Source organism: Clostridium manihotivorum (assembly GCF_004015185.1).
GTDB classification, from domain to species: domain Bacteria; phylum Bacillota; class Clostridia; order Clostridiales; family Clostridiaceae; genus Clostridium_AR; species Clostridium_AR manihotivorum.
The window spans coordinates 1,421,428-1,442,249 of record NZ_CP025746.1 but is presented as its reverse complement, the minus strand read 5'-3'; the positions used below and the strand labels follow the sequence as shown (position 1 = coordinate 1,442,249).

19 protein-coding genes are annotated in these 20,822 nt (G+C 31.1%); 3 read left to right on the top strand and 16 right to left on the bottom strand.

What is annotated here, in order from left to right; all coding sequences use genetic code 11:
• Nucleotides 1-4: 4 nt before the first annotated feature.
• The 11 genes from C1I91_RS06505 to C1I91_RS06455 form a co-directional block, all read right to left on the bottom strand.
• Nucleotides 5-715, bottom strand: coding sequence for a hypothetical protein (locus C1I91_RS06505; protein ID WP_128212136.1), 711 nt, complete (start codon nt 713-715; stop codon nt 5-7).
• A 151-nt stretch (nt 716-866) separates the two neighbouring features.
• Nucleotides 867-1,088 carry a YdbC family protein gene (locus C1I91_RS06500; RefSeq protein ID WP_128212135.1) on the bottom strand — a complete coding sequence of 74 codons (222 nt, stop codon included), beginning with the start codon at nt 1,086-1,088 and terminating at the stop codon, nt 867-869.
• Nucleotides 1,089-1,107: 19 nt separating this feature from the next.
• On the bottom strand, nt 1,108-4,365 hold the full coding sequence (locus tag C1I91_RS06495) for a type I restriction endonuclease subunit R (protein WP_128212134.1): 3,258 nt from the start codon (nt 4,363-4,365) through the stop codon (nt 1,108-1,110).
• 140 nt (nt 4,366-4,505) lie between these two features.
• A complete protein-coding gene (locus C1I91_RS06490) occupies nt 4,506-5,003 on the bottom strand; it encodes a hypothetical protein (protein ID WP_128212133.1) in 498 nt (165 codons plus the stop codon).
• A gap of 14 nt (nt 5,004-5,017) precedes the next feature.
• Nucleotides 5,018-5,527 (bottom strand): YfbU family protein, encoded by a 510-nt coding sequence (locus C1I91_RS06485; RefSeq protein ID WP_128212132.1) that lies wholly within the window; start codon nt 5,525-5,527, stop codon nt 5,018-5,020.
• An 84-nt stretch (nt 5,528-5,611) separates the two neighbouring features.
• Nucleotides 5,612-6,841: a restriction endonuclease subunit S gene (locus C1I91_RS06480; protein WP_128212131.1), complete on the bottom strand. Its 1,230-nt coding sequence runs from the start codon at nt 6,839-6,841 to the stop codon at nt 5,612-5,614.
• On the bottom strand, nt 6,831-7,916 hold the full coding sequence (locus C1I91_RS06475; RefSeq protein ID WP_128212130.1) for a PDDEXK nuclease domain-containing protein: 1,086 nt from the start codon (nt 7,914-7,916) through the stop codon (nt 6,831-6,833). Before C1I91_RS06475 ends, C1I91_RS06480 begins: the two co-directional genes overlap by 11 nt.
• Nucleotides 7,906-9,423 (bottom strand): class I SAM-dependent DNA methyltransferase, encoded by a 1,518-nt coding sequence (locus C1I91_RS06470; protein ID WP_128212129.1) that lies wholly within the window; start codon nt 9,421-9,423, stop codon nt 7,906-7,908. The genes C1I91_RS06475 and C1I91_RS06470 overlap by 11 nt, the downstream gene beginning before the upstream one ends.
• 22 nt (nt 9,424-9,445) lie before the next feature.
• A complete protein-coding gene (locus C1I91_RS06465) occupies nt 9,446-9,871 on the bottom strand; it encodes a hypothetical protein (RefSeq protein ID WP_128212128.1) in 426 nt (141 codons plus the stop codon).
• Between the two features lie 27 nt (nt 9,872-9,898).
• Complete coding sequence (locus C1I91_RS06460; protein WP_128212127.1) at nt 9,899-10,492, bottom strand: helix-turn-helix domain-containing protein; 594 nt, start codon at nt 10,490-10,492, stop codon at nt 9,899-9,901.
• 209 nt (nt 10,493-10,701) lie between these two features.
• Nucleotides 10,702-10,920 carry an N-6 DNA methylase gene (locus C1I91_RS06455; protein ID WP_238476025.1) on the bottom strand — a complete coding sequence of 73 codons (219 nt, stop codon included), beginning with the start codon at nt 10,918-10,920 and terminating at the stop codon, nt 10,702-10,704.
• 485 nt (nt 10,921-11,405) lie between these two features.
• On the opposite strand from C1I91_RS06455, the gene C1I91_RS06450 reads away from it, so the two are divergent.
• Nucleotides 11,406-12,689, top strand: a complete 1,284-nt coding sequence (locus C1I91_RS06450) for an AAA family ATPase (protein WP_128212125.1) — start codon at nt 11,406-11,408, stop codon at nt 12,687-12,689.
• Complete coding sequence (locus tag C1I91_RS06445; RefSeq protein WP_128212123.1) at nt 12,690-13,346, top strand: RloB family protein; 657 nt, start codon at nt 12,690-12,692, stop codon at nt 13,344-13,346. It begins immediately after the preceding gene.
• A gap of 129 nt (nt 13,347-13,475) precedes the next feature.
• Here the strand turns inward: C1I91_RS06445 and yabG are convergent, their stop codons facing one another.
• Together yabG and C1I91_RS06435 are read right to left on the bottom strand one after the other, a co-directional pair.
• Nucleotides 13,476-14,354, bottom strand: coding sequence for a sporulation peptidase YabG (gene yabG, locus C1I91_RS06440; RefSeq protein ID WP_128212121.1), 879 nt, complete (start codon nt 14,352-14,354; stop codon nt 13,476-13,478).
• Between the two features lie 1,064 nt (nt 14,355-15,418).
• The gene (locus C1I91_RS06435) at nt 15,419-16,423 is read right to left on the bottom strand and encodes a CotS family spore coat protein (RefSeq protein ID WP_128212119.1); all 1,005 of its coding nucleotides are present in this window, start codon (nt 16,421-16,423) and stop codon (nt 15,419-15,421) included.
• Nucleotides 16,424-16,527: 104 nt separating this feature from the next.
• Between C1I91_RS06435 and C1I91_RS06430 the strand changes: the two genes are divergently transcribed.
• Nucleotides 16,528-17,643: a glycosyltransferase family 4 protein gene (locus tag C1I91_RS06430; RefSeq protein WP_128212117.1), complete on the top strand. Its 1,116-nt coding sequence runs from the start codon at nt 16,528-16,530 to the stop codon at nt 17,641-17,643.
• Nucleotides 17,644-17,760: 117 nt separating this feature from the next.
• Here the strand turns inward: C1I91_RS06430 and C1I91_RS06425 are convergent, their stop codons facing one another.
• From C1I91_RS06425 to C1I91_RS06415, 3 genes are read right to left on the bottom strand one after another with little or no spacing between them, the layout of a single operon-like run.
• Nucleotides 17,761-18,831, bottom strand: coding sequence for a CotS family spore coat protein (locus C1I91_RS06425; protein ID WP_128212115.1), 1,071 nt, complete (start codon nt 18,829-18,831; stop codon nt 17,761-17,763).
• Between the two features lie 31 nt (nt 18,832-18,862).
• Entirely contained in the window at nt 18,863-19,606 is a 744-nt protein-coding gene (locus C1I91_RS06420) for a spore coat protein (RefSeq protein ID WP_128212113.1), read from the bottom strand.
• A gap of 34 nt (nt 19,607-19,640) precedes the next feature.
• Nucleotides 19,641-20,642, bottom strand: coding sequence for a CotS family spore coat protein (locus C1I91_RS06415; RefSeq protein WP_128212111.1), 1,002 nt, complete (start codon nt 20,640-20,642; stop codon nt 19,641-19,643).
• Between the last annotated feature and the right edge of the window lie 180 nt (nt 20,643-20,822).

Below are 20,822 nucleotides of genomic sequence, written 5' to 3'. Positions count from 1 at the left end.
AGAATCACTCATGTCTGGCAGTATAATCTGCTTTCAAATAAATCTTAAAATTATTAATCTTAATCTCATATCTTCTAAGCATTCTTTCGATAACGTTCCTAACTTGATTGGCACTCATATTTGTCATCAGATAAATATCCGTTCCTTTAACATGTCGTGGAGCTCTAATACCTTTCTGATCATTGCAAAAGTAGGAAACTTTACGTCCCTGCATTGATTTGTCATTTACAAAAGTATTAAACTTCACAGGGTCCTTTTCAGCCAATATTTCACAAGTTTTAATGAGTACTTCTTTCCAATCTTTTGCATCTTGTCTCATTCCAAAAATTTCAAACCCAGCTGGCCTTTTATGAGTATAATCATCATAGAGCGTATAAGGTATATTTTGATCTACTCTAAGAGAATCATAGTCAGGAAGCTCTTTTGATTCATCTTCAAAACTTTCCTTTTGAATTATTTTCTCTTCAATTTCATCATCTAACTGCAGTAAACTTGAGTATTCTTCCAACTTAATTTGAATTTTATCTATTGATTGAAGCATTTCTTGTAGGTTTGTTAAGCTCTGATAATCTCGCTTGTCAATTGCAGCATTGAAGGCACCTTTGATACTTTCAACGCTTCCATCAATGCACTGATTAAGAAGATCTATACACTCTTGTATGTCAAGAGCATCTTTAGGAAATTCGGTTTTTAAGAATGAAATCAAATCTTTCATGATAATCCCCCTATTGATTTTTAATATCACTTTTTTACTACAATTGACTTATAATTTATAATATTCTATTAATTACTTTTTATATTTAATATTCAATTATATAGCAACACTATGTAAGTTTTAAGCCGAAGTTTTAACTCCGGCTTCTTAACTATAATTCCATTGAGTTTAATATATTTCTTAATTCTATTAGTTCATCCCTATTAAAAGTAACCCCTTTACCCATCTTACTATGGTCTGAATCCCACTCTCTAATATCATATTTAGCCTCTTTATAATTCCAGCTAATTAGGTTTAATTCCTTCTTCCATCCCTTAGCTGATTCTGAAATAATCCCTAGGTTTTCTTTTATTTCAAATTTTATATCTGCCATAGATTCTCCTCCTGAAATTTTATATGTTATAATCGTCCTCATCTTCAGCAACCCTATCTGCTAATATTTCAAATAAGTCAACAATTCCGCACATAAGCTCTGCTTGTCTCATAACTATTTCTAGTGCGTGCTTTGCATGTTCTGGTGGATAGTCATATTTCTTCAATAATCTCTTTATTATTTTTCTCATGCCTGCCTGAGCACTCTTTCTTACGCTCCAATCTATAGTTATATTATTTCTTATAGATAGTGTTAACTCATGAGCAATTTTCTTTAGAGTTTCATCGTCCATAAATTCTTTTATTATATTGTCAGCTGTTAATGCATCGTAGAAAGCAATTTCGTCTTCATTAAGACCTAAATCTTTTTCTTTGTCTCTCATGTTTTTTATTTCTTGAGCCATTCTGATGAGCTCTTCTATAACTTCTGCATTAGTTATGGCTTGATTCCTATACTTATTTAATGCTTTCTTTAACTTTTCAGAGAATTTTTCTGACTTTACAAGGTTTTTCTTTTCCATGGCCTTTAAATTACCTTCAAGAAGTTTCTTAAGCATTTCAACAGCTAAGTTCTTATGTTTAATGGTTCTTACTTCTTCTAAGAACTCTTCTGAAAGTATGGATATCTCTGGTTTGCTTATTCCCATTACATCAAATACATCTATAACATCTTCTGATATAATTGATCTTTCAAGAATTTGATTTACTCTGGCTTCAATCTCTTTCTTAGATTTCTTATACACATTTTTTGTATCTAATTTTACAAGACTTGCTTTTACAGCTTTAAAATAGCTGACTTCTAAAGCTGAATCTTTTCCCTCCTCAGTAGCTGCGCATAAGGAATGAGCTTTAGCAAGTTCTGTTGCAAATAGTTTAAAGTCTTTCTGTTCTTTTTCTTCCATACCTAGTATAAAGTTCATTCCACTGGTAATTGCTCTTATTCTAGCCGCTTGTGATGTTCCCATATAAGCTGAATAATCGAGACCATGAACCATATCTTGAAGTATTTCAAGTTTTTCAAGCATAACAGCTATTGCTGCTGATGTATCTATACCTGTGTTCTGTTTATCACTATCGGTATACTCGTTTAGAGCTTTTTTCAAACTTTCAAGAATTCCAAGATAGTCAACTACTACTCCTCCAGATTTATCTTTGAAGACTCTATTAACTCTTGCAATAGCCTGCATTAGGTTGTGTCCTTGCATCGGCTTGTCTATATACATAGTATGCATAGAAGGAACATCAAAACCTGTGAGCCACATATCTCTAACTATTACTATCTTTAAATCATCTTTATTGTCTTTCATCCTTTTTGCTAGAGTATCTCTTCTTTGTTTACCACCAATATGTTTTTGTAGTTTATCATTTTTTTCACCAGCTGACCCTGTAATTACTACCTTTATTTTTCCTTTCTCGACATCATCACTATGCCAATCTGGTCTAATTCTAACTATTTCATCATACAAATCAACTGCTATTCTTCTGCTCATACATACAATCATAGCTTTTCCATCAATAGTTTTTGCTTTTTCTTCATAGTGGTTGACTACATCCTGTGCTAGCTTTTTTAATCTATTAGGTGATCCTACCACTGCTTCTAGTCTTGACCACTTTGATTTGTATTTTTCTTTATCGAACTCTTCTTGTCCCTCTGTTATTTCATCAAACTCTTCATCTATATTTTTAAGTTCTTCATCATCTGTCTCTAACTTGATAATTCTATTTTCATAGTATATCTTTACTGTAGCTTCATCCTCAACTGCTCTAGTCATATCATAAATATCTATATATTCTCCAAAAACTGCAGGAGTAGACTTATCTTCTGATTCTATTGGTGTTCCTGTAAAACCTATGAAAGAAGCATTAGGTAGTGCATCCCTTAGGTACTTAGCATAACCATATTTAACTTCACCAGTTTTTATATCAGTTTTTGCTTCTAATCCGTACTGACTTCTATGTGCTTCATCCGCAATTATAATTACATTTCTTCTGTCAGTTAAAACTGGCATTTCGCCATTTTCAGGCTTAAATTTCTGTATAGTTGTAAATATTATTCCTCCAGACTGTCTTTCATTTAATAAATCAAACAATCCATTTATTTCTTTCGAATTATCTTTAGCTTTAATATTAGACTTTTTCTGCTCATCTGTTAGCTTTCTTACATTTGCTCTCTTTGGATTTTCTCTCAAAATGCCAATAGAGTTAGCAAAAGTTCCAAACAACTGATCGTCTAGATCGTTTCTGTCTGTTAGTATTACTAAAGTTGGGTTACTAAGATTTTTTACAATTTGTCCAGCATAAAAAAGCATTGAAAAACTCTTTCCTGAACCTTGAGTATGCCAAATAACCCCAGCTTTCCTATCACCATCTTCACTACTTGCAAGCTTAGTCTTTTCAACTGCTTTCTTCACTGCAAAGTACTGATGGTAGCCAGCTAGTATTTTTATTAGAGTCTCATGATCACCAATTTTATTTCCTTCTGAATCATAAATATCTTTTTTAGATTTATGAAATAACAAAAAATTCTCTAAAATATCCAAAAATCTTTCCTTTTGGAGCATTCCTCTCAGCATTACTTCATATTGTGGTACATCTAAGGAAGTAATGTTAATTCCGTCAATGCTTCTCCAATTCATGAATCTCTCTTGATTTGATGTAATAGTGCCAGCCTTGGCATTTATCCCATCTGATAGAATACAGAAAGCATTGTAATTAAAAAGACTAGGAATATCATGCTTATAGGTCTGTATTTGATAATATGCATTTTCAATACCTACATTTTCATCAGTAGCTGATTTTAGCTCAATTACTACTAAAGGAATACCATTAACAAATATAATTAAATCTGGTCTTCTTTCCTCATTTTCGATTATCGTAAACTGATTAACTACTAAAAAATCATTCTTCTTAGGGTTTTTAAAGTCTATAATATACGCCTTTTCAGTTTTAGGCTCTCCATCTTTTCTAAAAGATACATCTATCCCTTCAACTAAAACATTATGAAAATATCTATTATTTTCTTCAAGTATTGGACTATTAAAGCTAATTATCTTTCTATAAGCTTCATCCAGTGCTTCTTGTGGTAGATGTCTATTTATAGTAAATAAAGCATCTTTAATTCTTTGTTCTAATATACAATCTCTATAATTTTTTCTTTCTTGATAATCTCCACCATAGCTAATATCTGGTCCAAAAGCATAGGTATAATCCATCTCTTGCAGTATCTCTATAGCTGCTTGCTCTAATAAATCCTCTGTAAAGTTTTCTAGTAAACTCAATTCCCTTCCCCCTCTTCATCAATCAACACAATAACGGCCACTTCATTGCATTACTAAATATTTTAGCATCATATATAAATATCACTTAATATCTAATACTATTTAAATCATTATATTTATAAAGATTTTTAGTTGAATTTTTAGCTATTTTTTAGTTCCTTTAAATTAGCTAAAAAGTTATCCATTTTATTATCTGTTTCTCTCATAGACCTTTTTAGGTTATCTTCATCATTTTCAAATTCAGTCATTTGTTCAACCAGAACATTTACTTCTGAATATATTATATCTGAGCAATTTGCTTCACTGTTTTGGAAAATATCTCTATTTTCCTTAATTATAGTTAATGCTTCTTTGATTTGAGTTATATCTTTTTTAAAATTCCTCCCAGTTACATTGATTCTATTACTTCTGAGAAAGTAACTTTTCATAATTTCCTTTATTTTAGCAGCTGCTTCTCTGACAATCCCTATTTGCTCTATACTTTCCCTGTTTAGAATTTCTTTTTTAACTTTTTCTATATAGTCAACGTCTTTCTTAGTTTTCTTTGAATTTGTCCATGAAATAAATGCTCCAATAACTGAAGTAATTGCTAACCCAAATTCTAAAATCTTTGTAATCAATTCTATGTTATCTTTCATAGCAATTGCCTTCTTTATTTCACAATTGAAATAATTTGATCTTTTGTTAGCTCGAAGCTTTTGCCTAACTTTTGCCACTTATCAAGCATTCTTCTATATTTAGGCATCATTTCACTATGACTATTGCACTCTGCATATGACTTTCCATACTTAAGTTCCTCAAATCTATCTAAGTCGTTAATAAAATATCTAGCATATATGACTCTTTTTCCTTCATACTCATCATTTAAATCAAACCCTCTGAACATTACAGCGTATTCATCTAGATCACTTTTATCTTCTAGCTCTTCATACGAAAATGTCAAAGCTCTGTACAGATTAAGTATTTCTATTACTTCTCTACACTCTTCAGAGTTTAATTCATTCTCAGATAATGATCCAAATAACTCCGAATAATGAAGTTCAAAACCTTCTTCAAGTGCTTTCCTATTATTTGCATAACTTTCTGCATCTTCTGGATAAAGTGCTTCCAGAATCCTATACTGATTTGCTAATATAATCCTCTCTACTCTTGTTAATTCCATCTCAATTCCCCCAATAAATAATTCATCTTCACTATTTATTTAAATAATATAAAATATATCTAATTTAATAACTATACTAATATACTATTCTAATGTTACTCTTATATCTCCTGACATTAATTTAGGAAGCAATTCACCCCTTAACTCACTTAGCTTTCTTGATTCTACTCTACCATCTATTATTTTATCTAAAATCGGTTTTAATATTATGTTAGCGTTTCTATATATTCCTTTTGAAGGCAACACTATTAGTGAGTTAGCCAAATCTTGTCTTTTAATATGGCCCATGGTTGTAGCCTTACTTTCAGCAATTCTAATAAACTTATCCAAATATAACTTAGTCCAAAAGTAATAAAACCATTTATCATATTCATTCGATGTGACCTTAAATAAATGTTGATTTAACCCACAGGTCCCACCACACCATATATCTACCAACAAACTACCAGACCATGAAAATATAACATCTCCATCCTCAATAATATATTGATTTGGAATTTCGTATGAACATAAGTCACTACTTGAATCAGTATTTCCTTGTCTTAACTCCTTTATCTTAAGAACAGGATATCCATCTTCATCCTCACTAGGTCTATATTTTTGCATAGCCAATCCATTTAAATAATTTGCTATCTTATCTAAAGATTCAACTTCCCATCCCCTAGGAATCATCCCCATCTCACTCTCAACCATTTCTCCACCACTAGATTTATAAGGCTCCCCATCTTCATTAGGAAAGTCAAAATCCACAAACCATTGTTTAAAAATAGTTTGAGCCATTTCTTCTAGCCTTTTATTGATTTGGTTGTTGGTTTCTATTTTTTCGTCTAAATCCGAAAAAATCTTTGCTATTGCTTTTTGTTCTTCTAGTGCTGGTAATTCTATTTCTAATCCGCCTATGTCACTTGGTTTTATAGACGGATATGTAGATGTGCTTGTTTCACCAACTGCTTGCAAATATTCTGTTACTGCTTCCTGTGTTAAAAATCTATATAAATACTCTGCATCTACTACATCTTCTTTTGCTGATAATACTACAAAACCAGTGGAAGCAATTAAATTTTCTTCAATTTTCTTAATTATCCCATAATGTTTTTGATTTGGTCTAACTGTAGATATTAGAATATCATCTTTTTCTACTTTCCTTTTTGCTCTACTTGGTATTGTATCTTCTCCAATAATTAATTTTTGTAAATTATCTATTACTCCTTCATTCAAATTGGAAGTATCCAAATAATTAATAAAACTTAGATTATCCTTAGCAGATAAATTATTTTTATTTATATTACATATATCAGAAACCTTAAAACTCATCCCCAGCTCCTCCTGTAATTTTATTCGTCACGTTTTCAGTTCTCAATTCCTCATTTTCAATTTCTAAAATCTCTCTATCCCTATTTATCTCCCTCTTCAATTCCTCTTCTGTAGGCATATAGAGCATATACTTTGAAGCAAATATCTGCTTGCTTTCTTCTAAAATTGAGTATTTTACTATCGTTTCATTCTTCTCAGAGCATAATATAATCCCTATGGTTGGATTATCATCTTCTCCTTTTATTTCTTTCTCGTAATACCTTACGTAGAAATCCATCTGTCCTATATCTTGATGAGTTAGTTTTCCTAGCTTTAGATCTATAAGAACAAAGCATTTAAGCAAATAATTATAAAAAACTAAGTCAACATAGAAGTGTTCTCCATCTGCTGTTATTCTTCTCTGTCTTCCTACAAAGGAGAAGCCTTTTCCAAGTTCTAATAGAAAATCTTGCAAGTTATCTATTAAGCCCTGCTCAAGATCTCTTTCTAAGAACTTCTTATTTTCTTTTAGATTTAAGAATTCCAATATATAAGGGTCTTTTACCATATCATTTATACTTTTGGAAGGTTCTAATCCTTTTATTTCATTTCTAACTTCATCTTTACTGTTTTCTTGAGTAGATAACAGTCTTTCATAATAGAATGAATTGATTTGTCTTTCTAGCTGTCTTGTGCTCCAGTTACTTTTTATACATTCATCTATATAAAAATTTCTTTTAGTTTCATTTCCTATTCTCATTAATAGTCTATAGTGAGTCCAGCTCAATTCGCTACGCAGTGCGTAGCTATTGTTAAACACCAAATAAAATTGTCTTATATTTTTAAGATTAGATACTGTAAATCCCTTACCAAAATCGTCAGTAAGCTTTTTTGAAAGTCTTTTTAAAATAAATTCACCATATTCAGCTCTGTCTTCACCCTTTTGCTCCTCAACTATTAGCCTTCCTATATTCCAATAAGCTTCTACCATATAAAAATTAATAGATGCATATGCTTTTTTACGTGCTTCATCTAAGGTTGCTTTTATATTTTCATAAAAACCATTATTAAGTTCTATTTCCTTATTAGAACTCATACCCAATGCCTCCTAGATTCTTTCTTATCTCATCCTCTAGTCTTCTTGATTTTGCAAATAACTCACCAAGCTCACTTGTTAGAGCTTCCATCTTTTCTTCAAAAGGAACTCCATCATCTTCAGCTTCCTCTATGCCTACATATCTACCAGGTGTTAGTACATATTCATGTTCTCTTACTTCTTCTAGCTTAGCTGCTTTACAGAATCCTTGTATATCTTCATATTTTCCATCTATATTTCTATAATTATGATAAGTTTCAGCTATTTTCTTAATGTCATCTGGACTTAATTCCCTATGCCTTCTATCAATCATTGTTCCTAGATTTCTAGCATCTATAAACAATATTTCATCTTCTCTGCTTCTAAACTTAGGATTATCTTTTTTATTTCTATTTAATATCCATAAGGATACCGGAATACCTGTTGAATAGAATAGCTTATCTGGTAATGCTACTATTGCATCTACAAGCTTTGCTTCTATTAAGTTCCTTCTTATTACTCCTTCATTGGAAGTATTTGAACTTAATGCTCCATTTGCCAGTACTATTCCTGCACAACCGTTTGGTGCAAGGTGATATACCATATGCTCTAGCCATGCATAGTTAGCATTTCCTTCTGGTGGAGTACCGTATTTCCATCTGACATCTTCTGTTAACTTATTTCCGCCCCAGTCACTTATATTAAAAGGAGGATTAGCCAATATGTAATCTGCCTTTAAAGTTTTATGAAGATCATCATGGAAAGTATCTGCATGATGTGGTCCTATATTACCATCTAGTCCTCTTATTGCAAGGTTCATTCTACATAGTTTCCAGGTTGTTGAGTTAAGTTCTTGGCCGTAAATAGATAAGTTCTCTATCTTTCCTTGATGTTCTTCTACGAACTTTTCACTTTGTATAAACATACCACCGGATCCGCAAGCAGGATCGTAAATTCTACCTTCATAGGGCTCAATCATTTCTACTAAAGTTTTAACTACAGAAGTTGGTGTATAGAATTCTCCACCACCTTTTCCTTCAGAACTAGCAAATTGTCCAAGGAAGTACTCATACACTCTACCTAATAAATCCTTTTCTCCATTTTTATGAAGTTTTATTGTTGAAATAAGATCTATAAGTTCACCAAGTCTTCTTTTATCAAGTTCAGGTCTTGCATATCTTTTATCAAGAACACCTTTTAAAGTTGGATTTTCCTTTTCAATTAATATCATTGCATCATCTATGAATTGACCAATCTTTGGATCCTTGGCATTATCTTTTATGAAATCCCATCTTGCCTCTTTAGGAACCCAGAAGATATTTTCTGATTCATATTCATCTCTATCTTCTTCAAATCCGTCCCCTTCTTCAACAAGTTCATTGTATTTAGTTTCAAATCTATCCGATATATATTTTACAAATATAAGCCCTAATACCACGTACTTATATTCTGCTGAGTCCATACTACCTCTTAGTTTGTCTGCTGCTTTCCATAACGTTTCCTCAAATCCTATGTTTGCTGTTGACATAAATAACTCCTCCTAAATATCTTTATTCTGCGATATTAAATAATTTATAGTAATAATCTAAATCATCATATAATTCCCTTTTCATAGCTCTAAACTCTAAATGGGTTTCTTTATCATAAACACAATATGCATGTTTTATGGTAAGCTTATTTTTATTATTAACCTTATATGCAGTTATCACTTCCTTGGTACTCTTCTTAAAACTACCTATAACAACTCTATAAGTATAGTCTAGATATTCCTTTTCATAATAGTAGATTTTAGTATTTGTCGATGACTTATACACAAAATCAGGCTCTTTTAAGATCTCGTCTATTTTGGAGATATCTATTTCTGGATGCCTAATTTTAATATGCTTTTTGTAATTGACATTATATAAAATTATCTTATCGTGTACTCTTCCTCTCATCTTGAATACTTTGGCTTTGCCATCATAATAGTATCTCATTTTCACATCACCCTTGTTTTACTTTAGTTAAAAATTATTATCATCAAACACTTCAAAAATTTCACTTTCAAACTCATCCTGCTCTTCTCCAGTGGATACTCTATCTGGCAATAACTCTAGATAATGAGCCAAAGCTTCAATAGTTTTATGAACAATAACCTCATGTTGAGCCTTTTCCATTAGTTCAACAATAAGCTTATAAGTGTCTATATAAGGATTATCATCTAGAATCTCCATAGCATTTTTAAATCTTGAAACTAGCCTTGCTTTTTCAATGGTCCTCTCCATTGTATTAAGTTCTTCTTTATCATAAATAGGAACCTTTCCAAAGTCATTTATTTCACCTATTAAGTACTTTTCTTCATGCTCTCTGATAACAGGATTTAGATCCTTTTTAAGCTTTTCTTTTTGTATTTCTAACTTTTCAATTTCACTTAGTTCTTTAACAAAATACTGCTGATCTATTCCAAATATATCTTCTAATATAGGAAGATATTTTTTAGAAATATTCTGCCTTCCTTTAATCCAAAGATTGATATTTTGCTTTTTTATCCCTAGCTTGTCTGCCAAATCTATATGCTGCATATTATATAAACCAAGTATATATTCTAGTCCAATCAAATGGTCACCTCCAACAAAAATATTGTCCAGGTAAATATATTATTATTATAATAGAAAATATTGTCTTAGTCAATATACATATTATAACATTTTTGTGCAATAAAAAGATTTATTCTAGCAGCTCAGTTTTATGTTAATAATAGGTAATTGAATTTTGTATTGCAGGATTGCAGGATTGCAGAAATATTCTATCTGCAACCCTATATAACCTAATCAAGATAATTATTTATTTCTTTTTGTATTTTTGATAAGTTTTGCTCCAAATACTTTACCTTGGCATTGATTACATTAAGATCAAGCTCTTCCCTCTCAAAGTTCTCTACATACCTTGATACACTTAAGTTAAAGCTGTTTTCTTCAATCTTTTCCATCATGACAACTTTAGAAAATCCTTCAACTGTGTCATACTGCTTATAATCATCACTAATTTTCTCTATATCCTCATTGATACTATTTCATTAAATTATAATACTTTTCATCTTTCTTTACGCATCTTTAAATACACTTTTATTTATATTTCAACTTAAAGCTTATACATTTGGGCGTAGCCGCTAAACATTGTTTTGTGCAGTGTGCAAGCTGGACCCAAAAAGAATGCTAGAGAGCAGCTTGTAAATAGGACTGGCATTTACCTAATAATCTGCTTAAAAGTGCCTGTCCTATGTCATTGCTACAAAACACCATCTTTAGCGAAATGATCAAAGCTTAAAACCTAGCTATAGTTTCTGGAGAAATACATTTATAAACTTACTAAGTCGTTTGTAATAAATAATTTTCAGATTTTTTCTAACTTTTGAGTTTATATTAATTAAAAATCGTCTATAATATAATTATATTTCAGAAATTTTCTCATTTAATTTAAATATTTAGTTTGATATAATGTAATTAGAACTTATAACAGGAGGTAACTATAATGCTTATAATGTTTAAAGCAAAAAACTACACATCATTTAAAGATGAAGTAATACTTGATCTTAGAGCAAGTTCATATAAACAACATCCATCTCATATTTTAGATGTTTCAAAGGATTTAAAACTGTTAAAAACAACAGCTATTTATGGTGCTAACGCATCAGGAAAATCCAATTTAATATCTGCAATGTTCTTTTTTGAGCAATATATCTTTAGTCAATTTCTTAATAAAAGAGAAAATGAAAATATAGATTTAGCACGTAACATTGACTCATCTTCACAAAAAATAGCAAATAAACTGGAACCATTCCTTTTATCTAATAAAATAAGTGATCTATCTGAATTTGATATTATTTTTTCTTATAATAATAAACTGTTTCAATATGGTTTTGAATGTACTTCAAAGCAAGTAATAAATGAATGGTATTATATTAATGATAAAAAGGTATTTGAACGTGACAATGATGCTGTTACTTTTGGTAAAGAATATGAAAAGTTCTTACAGTCATATACCAAAATTCCTAGTGATCGTTTATATATATCAGTTTTAGAATACTTCTTAGATGATATTAGCAAGGAGAAAATTCTTGAAGATTTCATTGATTTCTTTGTTAAAGAATTTAACGTTTATTCAGAAATATTATTTGAATTTAGTATAAAGAAAATTGCTGGATCTATTAGCTACCATAAAAAATTAATAGAAGATGTAAATTTCAGAAATAGAATAGAGAAATATTTAAAACAAATTGATGTTGGAATAGTTGGACTTAAAATTGATAAGAAAATAGTCATAGATGAATCTACTGGAAAGGAAAAAGAAAAAACTATTGTGAAAACCATTCATAATAGTTATGATGCTGAAGGAAATCCTTGTGGTGAACGATATTTTGATATATTTCAAGAATCCACTGGAACTTTGCGCTTCTTATCCTATATTCAAAGTATTCTAGACATGACTGAACAAGGTGGAATTTTTATTGTTGATGAGATGTCAGCTAGACTTCACCCTTTACTTACTAAATTAATTATAGATATTTTTCAATCCAGCTCTAATACAAAGGCCCAGCTTATTTTTACAACCCATGATATTTCTTTATTAAATAAAGATCAATTTAGAAGAGATGAAATACTATTTGTAGACAAAAACAATATGGGAGAATCTAAATTATATTCCTTATCAGATTTAAAGATAAGAGAAGATGCAACATTTAGTAAAGATTACCTTCAAGGTAAATATGGTGCAATTCCAATTTTTAATTATGATGATATTCTAGGCGGTGATTAAATGGGTAGAACTATACTTTCACCTAAAAATAAAATTGAAATCCAAAGAGAATATATAGGTAAAATACTTCTATTTTGCGAGGGTATGAGTGAAAAACACTATTTAGATTATTTTAAAGATATCATATCTAAAAATAAATTTACTGAAATAAAGATAGAAACTGAATCTGCTGATGGAAATGCTAGGACTGTTTTTAATTTTGCTGAGAAATTTTTATCAGAAGACGAGAATATTAGCAGATATATTCACCATAAAAAATATTTAGTTTTTGATTGCGATGATCCTTCCAATATACAAGATGTAATAATAGATATGAATAATTCTAGCCATAACTATTCCTTATTAGTTTCAAATTTCAGGTTTGAAACTTGGCTTTTAATGCATTTCGAGTATGTTTATGATCATATTTCAAAGCGTGATCTTTCAATGCATTTAACCGCTCACCTTAAAGATGAGTATAAAAAAGCAGATGCAGGAATTATCCGTGAAATAATCAATAATGGAAATATTGAAGAAGCTATAAAAAATGGGCATGAATTAGAAAACAAGTATATTTCAGAAAGAAAAACTATACTCTCCAACATTAAAGAAATGAATCCTTATACCAACATCCATACCCTTATTGAACAATTTATGCTCGAAATTTCCTCCAATTAACTCATTATATTCTATATATCAACACAATAGTATGAACGTTGAAATCTTAAAAATTTACAGACATTAGTAAGGAAGGATCTAATGTACATCCTTCCTTTAACTTAACTATTATAATCTTTATTGCATATTCTATTGCACATAAGGCGACTTAGGATAGCCTTCCCTATACTTCCCTCTAGTCTGAAGCCCTCCTATCCCCTTTATCCCTGTTATTGTGTTCTCAATAACATCAGTTATGGACACTACCTGATCTATTCTTGTGTAAGCTATCTTCTCACATACAAATACAGGATCCAGGCAGTGGATTAAAACGCGATTAGGACTTGAGGCGAAGTTTGCACCAGCATCCAATATATTCTCATAGCAAGATTGGCATGCTCCTGCAAATATCACTAACTCATCATAGCTTGAATTGTAATTTCTAAGGTTTTGAACTGATTCTATAAAGTACTTTGAGTTTCTATAATTTTTTAAATCAAGATAATCTGTTGCATTCTTTATTAGACCGTCATGACCAGTAAGCACTACTATGTCTGGCTTCAACTCTTTCACTATATCAACTATTTGGTTTGGTTGGTCTTTTTCAACTATCGCTTTTCCAGTAGCATTTAAATTAAGTTGCTTGTACACCTTCATACACGCATCTAAGTATTGTGGATCTCCATCTACATGTAGTATTCTCCCTGGTCTGCCAAAGGTCAATTCTTTTTCAGGTATTATCTTGGGAGACTTGGTTACTCTAGTTATATTCTGATGCCCAGCCACATCTCTAGAAACCATTACCCTCTTTATAGTTTCATTTACCCTTGCATTAAATATTTTATCCTTCTCCGCCATAAACTGCTCATCTACTTCTTCTAAGTCTTCTATCTTGGCATCAGCTATTATTCTTATATTAATACCTTTTAAAACATAATAAACAGCATCTTTATCTTCTCTTATATCTATGATCTTAAAGGTTATATCTTTACCATAGGACTTTCTAACTACTAAGTCGCCGACCTTCATAAACTTCTCCTTGAAAGTATGTTTCACATTATATACTATGTAACATTGATTTTTTTGCTATACCTCCCATACAATTTTAGCCCCTTTATCAAAGAAAATTATATTAACTCTATGCGTAGTTCATCTAACCATCAGAAGAGTTTCCCCCCATGTCTCTCTAACTATATATGCTTATTTTTACTATTGAAATTTAGGTGTGCCTTCAGGAGATGATCTATGAACAAGCAACTAGAGTTAAATAATTTTTGTAGATAAAGCAGCGTTAAGAAATTGTATTGTCCGAACGCAGTGAGTTATACAATTTTAGCTGCTTTATCGGAGAAAATTATATTAACTCTATGCGTAGTTCATCCAATCATCGGAAGAAAGCACACCTATGTCTTTCTAACTACATACGCTTATTTTTACTATTGAAATTTAGGTGTATCTCCAGGAAATGCTCTATTAGCGAGCTACTAGAATTAAATGATTTTTTCAGATGGAATGGCTTTAAAAATCACTAATACGTTCTTCATTAGGGATTTTTTGCGCATCTGCCTTTTCTGAACGTATGTGAAGAAATTCTGGCAGGCGACATAACTTTTTAGTCTTTACTCTTTGAAGACAATGTATTTTTATATATAAATTAAATAAAAAAAATTGTGAAGATTATAGCCAATAGTAACTAAAGAGTAAAGCTGTATTGTCCGAACGTAGTGAGTTATACAGCTTTAGCCATGTAATCTGGGAAAATCATATTAATTCTTTGCGAAGCTAATTTAATAATCGTAAGAAGGCACACCTACATCTCTCTAACTACATACGCTTTATTTTTACTATTGAAATTTATGTGTGCTTTCAGGAGATGATATATGAACAAGCAACTAGAGTTAAATAATTTTTGTAGATAAAGCAGCGTTAAGAAATTGTATTGTCCGAACGTAGTGAGTTATACAATTTTAGCTGCTTTATCGGAGAAAATTATATTAACTCTATGCGTAGTTCATTCAATCATCGGAAGAAAGCACACATAAATTTCAACGCACATAAAAATAAGCTACCTCTATGGCAGCTTAAATTTATTATTACTCTTTTTGGTCATAAAATTCCTTAAAATCATCAATGAACTTCAGATAAAGATCCTTCTCATTAATGATGCCCTCTAACTTATTGTTAAATGTGTTTTGTCCCCAATTGACTTCGTTATAGTAATATCTGTTAGCAAGTCTCCAATATCTTTGCGGAAATAGTAAAAAGGCGAATATAACCCTATATTCTTCTTCTTTTAAGTTACCAACTGAGCTATATGATTCTAATATAGCTTTAGCATATTCTATGTTCCAATCTACTCTTTTTAGCACTTTAATCATAAAATTAGCTATGTCGTATGCTCTAATCTCACGCTTGCAGTAATCAAAATCTATTACATAGACTTCCTTGTCATCTCCTAATATTATATTGTGATAGGTAAAGTCATGATGGCAGAAGGATTTATCATTTTCTACAATCTCACATAAATCGATATAGGAAGAGCTTTGTATTACATTAAAGGCTCTTTTTGATAGTCCCTTGTAAAAATCCATTGATTTTATATAGTTCAAGTCGAAGTCACTTTTTTGAGATCTTTTTCTTGTCATGTCTCTCATCTTATCTAAAGATTTCATTCGTTTTTCCATAAGGTGTGGCCATCTTCCGAGATCACTTTTAAGTTTGGAGTTTTCTGGAGGGTCATATCCTTTTGTTGCTTCGTGGAGCAATGCAAGGGTCTTTGCAGCTGTCTTAACTTCCTCTATTTCATGGAAGTCACACTCTCTTCCTGGTATCCACTGAGAGAGAGTATATAGGTCTTCATTAACTAAGGCAAAAGGCTCCCCTTCAATATTCAATTCATACCTATCAACCTTGTCAAAGCCATTTTTTATAAGATGCTCCTTAGCACCATATACAAACAATAGCTTTTGTGCGCCATAGTTTATTCTCTTTAAGCATTTATCCCCCTTATTTGATTTCAAATAGTATATTCCTTTATTCGGCCTTAGTGTCTCAATTTTTATATCAAACTGTCTTTCAATTTCAAATTCCCTCATCATAGTGCTCACCTCCTATATATTTATATGTGCGGCTATATCCTTTTATTAACACTTTTTATAATTGCTTAATATAATAAAATATAGAAATTTGAAAGGACTTATATATGAATATAGCTATAGACGGAAGAGCAGCTAATTGGTATAGGGGTACCGGCATTGGAACTTATACCTATCAACTTATAAATAATTTGAATCAGATAGATTTTTTAAATAATTATTTAGTCTTCTTGCCTGAAGAATTTCATTTTGAAAAAGAGTTCAGAAATAATTTTAAAACTAATATAGCTAAGCAAAGCAGCTTAAATAATTTTTGGGAAGAGATACGAGTACCAAATGTATTAAGTGAAAATGACATGGACCTATATCATATTCCTCAAAATGGTGTTGGACTTTCTGGAAATATTAGTTGCAAAAAAGTTATAACTCTTCATGATATCATTCCCTTAAGGATGCCAGAAACCTGTAGTGATCGATATCTAAAAATATTTAACGAGGATATGCCAGGTATCATAGAAAAGTGTGATGGTATAATAACCGTCTCTAATTTTTCTAAAGAAGATATATGTAAAGAATTTAATTTTCCTAGAGAGAAAATCTTCGTAACTTATCTTGCTGCAGAAGATATTTATAAGCCCCTAAATAAAGAGGAATGTAGATATTACCTTCAAGAAAGATATGGTATCGAAGGTGATTTTCTTTTATATGTGGGAGGTTTTAGTCCTAGAAAAAATATATTAGGGCTCATAGAGGCTTTTGAATTGCTTCACCATAAATACAATAAGAAGTTATCCTTAGTTGTAACAGGCAAAAAAGGGATATCTTACGAAACCTATAAAGAAAAGGCCATTAACCTTGGTGTTGAAGATAAGGTACTATTTACAGATTTTATTCCCTTAGAGGATATGCCCATATTTTATAATGCTGCAAAGGTATTTGTTTACCCATCATACTATGAAGGCTTTGGTCTTCCTCCTTTGGAAGCAATGGCTTGTGGCACTCCTGTTGTAGCCTCTACTGAAACTTCTATTCCAGAAGTCTGTGGTGATTCAGCCTTGTTAAGCAATCCAACAAGCACTGAAGACATTTGCTTAAAGATCCTTTCACTTCTAGAAAACCAAGACTTGTATAAGTCACTAATAAGAAAAGGGCTAGTTCATACCGCCAGTTTTAACTGGAAAAAAACCGCTTATGACACCTTGGACGCCTATAAATCAATATAATATATATATAAATTTATTCTTTACTGAAAAACTTTATAACTCTAAAGTGAAAATTTTACAAAAAGAGTGAAAAAGGACACTAATATTTAAGAAGTATTAGTGTCCTTTTTCGTATTTCTATATTTTAATTTTATCACCTAAGATTTTTAGAAATTCTTCTCTGTCCTCTTTAAATTCCAACTTATTGATGAATCTAGTTAAAAATACATCTTCGTCCCAATCTTTATTTTTATAATAATAATCTGTAGCTGCAGTGTAAAAATCTGAAGGGAATTTTAGTAATATATATAGTAACTTATATTCTTCTTCTTTTATAGAAAATACCTGGCTATAGGCTTTTATGATAGCCTCATATTTCTCTATATCGTAAGCAAAGTTCTTTATAGCTTTAGTTATAAGCTGTTCTATATCCTTTACTTTTAGATCTATACTACAGTAATCAAAATCTATAAAATAAGCTTCCTCATCCTTTATCAATATATTGTGATGAGCTAAGTCTCCGTGACATAAAACTATATTATCCTCTTCCTTACACAATTGATCATAGCTTATTTTTCCTATAAGCTCTATACACTGCTTTATCTCTGCTATATAGTAATCTATATCCTTCAAAAAATATTGATCAAACTCACTTTTATACTTGTAGCCTTCTACCTGAATTTTAAGTTTTTCCATATCTTTAAGTGCATAATTGAAATATCCAGGAAGATGTCCAAGAGTAACATCCTTTTCATCAGCAAAATAATGAGCAGGCTTATTTAAATTGATTTTGTCTTTAAACTCTTCTGCTATACCTATAGAACTTTTGTGTAGATAAGCCAAGTCTCTTGCCCCGATTGAAAGGTCCACCACATTAGAAAATGCACATTCTCTTCCTTCAATAAGGTCTAGCAGCGTATATATTCCATCCTGCCACTGTACATACTTGTTTCCATCCTTACAAGGCTCTATGGTCAAGGCTCTTTCAAAGCTTCTCTTTATATAGTCTAAACTCTTTGTTATAAAATCAAGTCTATCAACAGAGTAATCAATCTTCTTCAATATCTTTTTACCTTTGGAAGTCTCTAGTATATATACACTTCTTACTGGAACCAAGTCCTCTACTTGTATTGAGAACTTTTCAAAAAGCTCAATGTTAAGATCATACTGACAAAGATATTTTTTATCGCCATACTTTAACTTTAACATCCTTTTCACCCTTTATAAATTACTATCCAAGTTACACTAAGCTATAGCCGTCCTTTAACCTAGCTTCTAGTAACTTTTTTCTATATTCCTCTGAACTCCATTTCTTCTTACCTTCTCTTCTTCTTTCACATATCTTCATATAACCGTAAGGATAAGAAATCATAGCTTTTATATAGTTTTCACTATTATTGTCCAATCCTGATTGCTTCACAAAATAATCTATAGCCTCTCCATAATCTATGTTTATTCCTCTTCTTTTGATTTTATTAAGATATGTTATCAGATCCCATTCAACCATGTTAAAGCAAAGCTTAGATGTATCAAAAATATAGATATAATCTTCTTTCCACAAATTCATACTTTCACAGTTTGTAAGACAAAGCTCATTGTTTTTCATACTTCTCTTGATAAGCTTTATATAAGAAGCTTCCTCAACGAACTTAATACATCTTTCTGCTCTTTCAATCTCTTTAGGTCCACTATAGATGAGCTCCTTATCAAACTCATCTTTAATACCATCACCCTGTACAGAATAGATCATTTTCTTTAATCTTTTTACCTGTACCTTACATTCTTCCATCTCTTTGCCTATATTGCTTTGAAGTCTTAATAAATATATGCCTTCTCCATCTTTTATTTTCCTATGAAGCTCACAAATAATATCTATTTGTTCTAGAATATTGTATTCACTATATTGCTCCAGTAGACTTCCTTCTCTCTGTTTTGTTGAAATTAATACACCTCTTTTTTCTAGGTAATCCTTCAAGGAATCCATGTTTTTTCCTCCTGAATCTAGTACTTATCCCTAACTAAAGCGAAGCTCTAAACTGATTAACAAATTCCTGTCTTTCTGCTCTGTCTTCACTGTATTTCATTAACTTCTTTATAAAAAAATCTTCCTCCCAAGGCTGCTGCTCCCAATAGTACTGGAGCCCAATCTGCCAAAATTGTTGTGGAAACTCTATAAATGCAGCCATAATAGGTATCTCTTCCTCTAATATCTTCTTATTAGCTTCATAGGCCTCAATGATAAAAGCCGCTTTATCTAACTCCCACTTTCCATCCTTCATAGCTCTTATCATAAGGGAACTTAAGTCGTGAAGATGTGTGTCTAGTATGCAGTAATCAAAATCTATTATAGAAATTTCATTATTGGAATCTACAAGCACATTATGATGGGCATAATCATGATGGCAGAAACCTCTCCTTAGCACCTCTTTCTCCATTACAGTTACATAATTGCTTTCCTTAAGATGCTCTATTGAAGCCAAAGCTCTTTTTACTTCCTCCTTTATTAGAGAAAGATATAGCTTATCAAACTCAGAGTTATAAGCCTTCTGCCCTATCCTCTTCTTAAAGTCCATTATCTCATTTATTCTAGTCTCAAATACATTTATCCAGGTGAACCATCCTATTCTAGGCTTCATATCCTTATTTAAGGTAAAGCCTTCACTACACACATGGAGCTCAGAAAGCTTTTCAGCTGCTCTCATTAAATCAATAGGATTGTCATAGTTACTTTCCCTAGAAATGACCCAAGGAGTGAGATAGGCATATAAGCCCTCTAGCTTTATATATTTCTCTCCAGTTACAGTGTCTATTATCTCAGGAACCTTGCTAAAACCCTGTTTCTGCAGATATAGTATGACTGATAAGATAAAATAAAAATGAGGATATTGATACTTTATTATCTTCAAACAATACTCCCCATGCTTTGCTTTTATTCTGTATATATTCTTTATCTTTTTACACTCTATCACATCTAAGCCATAGTTCTCCTTGATACTAGCTTTTATTTCATCTATATTCACAATGAAACCTCCAGCAAATATTTCATTTTATTATATGTACTAAAGCAACACCTTGTTCCAATATATAGCTATCCAAAATATTATCTATCACTGGATTTTTACAAAGGAGCCGTCATCATTAGTAGCATAATACTGCTAAAGCTCTTTTTATATATAAAGACCTTTTAACTATCACCAAAA

Excerpts from the sequence above, each read along its gene's own strand:
- C1I91_RS06485 (WP_128212132.1), bottom strand. The coding sequence starts at position 5,527 with ATGGAATTAACAAGAGTAGAGAGGATTATATTAGCAAATCAGTATAGG.
- C1I91_RS06505 (WP_128212136.1), bottom strand. The coding sequence starts at position 715 with ATGAAAGATTTGATTTCATTCTTAAAAACCGAATTTCCTAAAGATGCT.
- C1I91_RS06470 (WP_128212129.1), bottom strand. The coding sequence starts at position 9,423 with ATGTCAACAGCAAACATAGGATTTGAGGAAACGTTATGGAAAGCAGCA.
- C1I91_RS06500 (WP_128212135.1), bottom strand. The coding sequence starts at position 1,088 with ATGGCAGATATAAAATTTGAAATAAAAGAAAACCTAGGGATTATTTCA.
- C1I91_RS06425 (WP_128212115.1), bottom strand. The coding sequence starts at position 18,831 with ATGTTAAAGTTAAAGTATGGCGATAAAAAATATCTTTGTCAGTATGAT.
- yabG (WP_128212121.1), bottom strand. The coding sequence starts at position 14,354 with ATGAAGGTCGGCGACTTAGTAGTTAGAAAGTCCTATGGTAAAGATATA.
- C1I91_RS06430 (WP_128212117.1), top strand. The coding sequence starts at position 16,528 with ATGAATATAGCTATAGACGGAAGAGCAGCTAATTGGTATAGGGGTACC.
- C1I91_RS06450 (WP_128212125.1), top strand. The coding sequence starts at position 11,406 with ATGCTTATAATGTTTAAAGCAAAAAACTACACATCATTTAAAGATGAA.
- C1I91_RS06465 (WP_128212128.1), bottom strand. The coding sequence starts at position 9,871 with ATGAGATACTATTATGATGGCAAAGCCAAAGTATTCAAGATGAGAGGA.
- C1I91_RS06480 (WP_128212131.1), bottom strand. The coding sequence starts at position 6,841 with ATGAGTTTTAAGGTTTCTGATATATGTAATATAAATAAAAATAATTTA.
- C1I91_RS06475 (WP_128212130.1), bottom strand. The coding sequence starts at position 7,916 with ATGAGTTCTAATAAGGAAATAGAACTTAATAATGGTTTTTATGAAAAT.
- C1I91_RS06435 (WP_128212119.1), bottom strand. The coding sequence starts at position 16,423 with ATGATGAGGGAATTTGAAATTGAAAGACAGTTTGATATAAAAATTGAG.
- C1I91_RS06490 (WP_128212133.1), bottom strand. The coding sequence starts at position 5,003 with ATGAAAGATAACATAGAATTGATTACAAAGATTTTAGAATTTGGGTTA.
- C1I91_RS06420 (WP_128212113.1), bottom strand. The coding sequence starts at position 19,606 with ATGGATTCCTTGAAGGATTACCTAGAAAAAAGAGGTGTATTAATTTCA.
- C1I91_RS06445 (WP_128212123.1), top strand. The coding sequence starts at position 12,690 with ATGGGTAGAACTATACTTTCACCTAAAAATAAAATTGAAATCCAAAGA.